This is a genomic window from Bacillus sp. mrc49, assembly GCF_002803435.1.
The window spans coordinates 1-3696 of record NZ_PHNG01000738.1 but is presented as its reverse complement, the minus strand read 5'-3'; the positions used below and the strand labels follow the sequence as shown (position 1 = coordinate 3696).

Here is a 3696-nt window from a genome sequence, read left to right as displayed (position 1 = left end):
CAGGTCCGCCTTTTAAAATGAATAATCTTTCCAAACCTGCCAAATTCGAATCATATAAACTATAAAAACCTTTAGCGGTATTGCCGCCGGCGAAATAATGCATCACTTTTCCCGTCACTTCCACACTCTCCCTCACAATAGAAATGTGATCTTCAAGACAGCGTATGCGGTAAAAATCAAATAGGTGAATGCCCAAGGATGCCATTGTCCTATTTGATAAGAGCGACGGACTCCGCCTGCGTGATTTCGAGGAAATCTGCCGGATTCAGGACAATCTGGGTGCCGACCCTCCCCGCGCTTACGATGATTTCAGACAAGTTCGATGCACTTTCATCGATGAAGGTCGGGTATTGCTTTTTCATGCCGATCGGTGAACAGCCCCCCCGTATGTAGCCGGTGTTTTTTTGAAGGTCCTTGACGGTGAGCATTTCCATTTTTTTCGCTCCTGCCGCCTTGGCCGCTTTTTTCATATCCAGTTCGTCCGCTACTGGAATCACAAAAACATAAAGCTGCTGCGGCCCGCTATGGGTAACGAGCGTTTTAAAGACGCTTCCAGGAGCCTTTCCGATTTTTTCGGCGACTGTAACTCCATCGATCTTTCCATCACGTGCATCATAACTCATCATCCCATATTCGATTGAATGGTTATCAAGAATTCGCATTGCATTCGTTTTACTGGCTCCCATAAGAAATTCTCCTTATCTTTTTTACCATCTTATCAAAAACAAAAGCACAGTGCTTATGCATCTGTGCCTTTCCTTCACGTTCATTCCAAATGGCGTCTTTGAAATTCGGCAATGCGGCTGTAGTCACCCTCCAATTGCCTGCTCACGGATAAATAGATCGACATCAGCTCTTCGTAAACTTTAACGTTAGCCTCGATCGGCACAAGCTCATTCGTATCGCCAATCATCCCTTCCACTTCATCGAGGCTTTCGATTTCCCCTAAAGCATAAAGCCCAAGCACGGCTGCGCCCAAGCTCGAACTTTCAAAGCTTTCAGGAATCGTCACGTTCTGATTGAAAACATCAGCCATGATCTGACGCCACAGCTTCGAGCGGACAAACCCGCCGCTTGCATGGATCTTCTCGGGTGCGCCAGCCAGTTCCCTTACAGCGAGGAGGACACTATAGAGGTTATACATCACGCCTTCGAGTACCGCGCGGACCATATGATCACGTGTATGGTGAAGGGCCAGTCCAAAGAAGGAGCCCCTTGCATCGGCACTCCATAATGGTGCACGCTCCCCAGCCATATACGGATGGAAAATGAGTCCATCCGAACCAGGTGCAATAGCCGAGGCCATATCAGTCAGTATTTCATACGAGTCCAGTCCCGAAGCCTTCGCTTTTTCGATTTCCACACGCCCAAATTGATCCCTCGCCCAGCGGAAGGTGATGCCCCCATTATTGACCGGCCCACCGATCACCCAATGATTCTCAGTAAGAGCGTAACAGAAGGTCCTGCCTTTTGGATCTGTAAGTGGTCGTTCACTTACGGTCCTCACTGCACCGCTCGTCCCGATCGTGACTGCCAGGACCCCTGGCTTGATGGCATTTTGCCCTAAGTTGGCAAGTACGCCATCACTCGCACCGATCACGAACGGGGTGCCTTCCTGAATGTTCATGGCTGCGGCCAATTCCGTACTTAAGCCAGAAAGGACCTGTGTTGTCGGGACAAGCGCCGGCAGCCTGTCCGCATCAATTCCGGCAATGCTAAGTGCCTCTTCATCCCATTTCAACTCATTCAAGTTGAACATACCCATTGCGGAAGCTAGCGAGTGATCCATCACATACTCATTGAAGAATTTATAAAAGATATATTCTTTGATTCCGATGAATTTGTATGTATCTTCAAAAATGTCCGGATGCTCGTTTCTTAACCACATGATTTTCGTAATCGGGGACATCGGGTGAATGGGGGTCCCTGTCCGATGATACAATTGCATCCCTTGTTCCGAGGCCTTCAATTGCTCTGCATAAGCAACACTTCGGTTATCTGCCCAAGTAATGCTATTCGTCAGCGGCCTGCCGTCCTTCCCCATGGCGATCAAGCTATGCATCGCTGAACTGAATGATATGAAGCCCAGTTCGTCCTTGCCCACTTCACTTGCTATCATCACTTCGGCTATCGCCAGGATGACCGCTTTATATATTTCCTCGGGGTCTTGTTCAGCAACGGACGGGGTAGGGCTATGAAGGGGATATCCTTTCGAACATGATTGGACGACCTCCCCCCCTTTTGAAAAAAGAACGACCTTCGTACTTGTCGTGCCGATATCGATGCCCATCATATAACCTGCCATACTAACATCATGCTCCTTCCTCTTAAACAGTTGAATTCAATAGTAAGAATGGAAGCTGTGGAACTATTGCTATTATCGAGTCCACAACCATTAAGATTTTTTTCATTTGTGAAATATCCTTCATTTAATACCAATAATTTCATCTTAACACACGCTGCAGAAGGACGGGCATTACGGATCCGATCTGGATGACACGATGAGTGATCCCTGAACTGCTTTACTAGAGTATCCATATCTATCATTTTTTAGAGGCGGCTCGCAATTTCAATGAAAAAAGGAGCAGCGAATCCGTTCATGATGAACTAAACCCGATGCCCCATCTATTCTGAAGTGCTGTCATTCACCAATAAAAAGAGGCCCTGCTTTACGCTTGATTTCTTCCTCCAAATATAAGGGATAAGCAAGAAGGAAGCAGGTGGATGGGCCGGATGATTTTTCGATATCGACTATATTGCTTATGCATTCGGGAACACCTTCCCCCCTTCGGTCCAGGTGCTTCCATTCATAGGCGATTCCCTTCGATCCGATTGGAAGCGCCTCCACTCCTTCAAGCTCACAAAGACTTTTATATAAGGATAGAGGGGCAACCCAATCTTGCTGTTTCAGCACGTCCTCCCCGACGAGCGGCCTGCCGATGAGGGCCATTTTCCGTGAATGGTTTGGCTGCCTTGCCAGGTCATTCCTTCGCTTGCCAAGGACGATGAGACCAAGAGCCGATTGAAGCAGCGGCATGTTCGTTTCCGTGCTTCCCGTAATCGGAAGATCCAGACCCAATTCGTCCAAGCCTTGCATGATACCTTTGCTCAAGCCCTCCCAAGCTTCATCGCCGCAAAAATTATGGAGGACGACCGATATGGGATTTCCGCCAACGCTTAAGCATTCCATGACGGCCACCCTGAAGGAATAATAGCCGACGATTTCATATGGAACCTGAACAAAATCGTTTTCCTTCAGTCCTATTCCGCCACTATTGTCACTTGATATTATCAATGATTCCGATTCGGAAAATGGCAAAACCAAGGAATCTCTCATGATATCGATCCATCTTTAAGTATCGATTTTCTCAAGATAGGCTCCAAGCGGGGCAGCAAAAGGGCCGCCAAGGCAATATTTATCGCCGATGCAGCTGTTAATCCCGGCACTGTCAGCATATAGAATCCGGGACTGACCAGAAACACAAACGGCAGGCCCAGAATGAATGAATTGCCGATAAAAAAGAGGAAATAGGCGGACAGTTTTTTTCCTTGTATGAATAAAACGCCAAACATCCATACGAGCACGGCCATTTCAGCCATGATCAAAAAGTGAAATGGCCCCAATGGCAGCCCGCCGATGAACGCTGAAATGATATGTCCAAGTCCCGCTACGAGCGCTCCCGATACCGGGCCGAG

Annotated in this window: 4 protein-coding genes; all 4 read right to left on the bottom strand. The window is 47.9% G+C overall.

Going from position 1 to position 3696, the window contains the following annotated elements; all coding sequences use genetic code 11:
* Positions 1-209: 209 nt before the first annotated feature.
* Positions 210-686 carry a Cys-tRNA(Pro) deacylase gene (gene ybaK, locus CVN76_RS21610; RefSeq protein ID WP_100533013.1) on the bottom strand — a complete coding sequence of 159 codons (477 nt, stop codon included), beginning with the start codon at positions 684-686 and terminating at the stop codon, positions 210-212.
* Positions 687-766: 80 nt separating this feature from the next.
* A complete protein-coding gene (gene gntK, locus CVN76_RS21605) occupies positions 767-2305 on the bottom strand; it encodes a gluconokinase (protein ID WP_100533012.1) in 1539 nt (512 codons plus the stop codon).
* 336 nt (positions 2306-2641) lie between these two features.
* Positions 2642-3337: an ATP-binding protein gene (locus CVN76_RS21600; RefSeq protein WP_100533011.1), complete on the bottom strand. Its 696-nt coding sequence runs from the start codon at positions 3335-3337 to the stop codon at positions 2642-2644.
* Positions 3334-3696: ECF transporter S component (locus CVN76_RS21595; RefSeq protein ID WP_100533010.1), on the bottom strand; the 363-nt coding region annotated here is incomplete at its 5' end. The genes CVN76_RS21600 and CVN76_RS21595, both read right to left, overlap by 4 nt.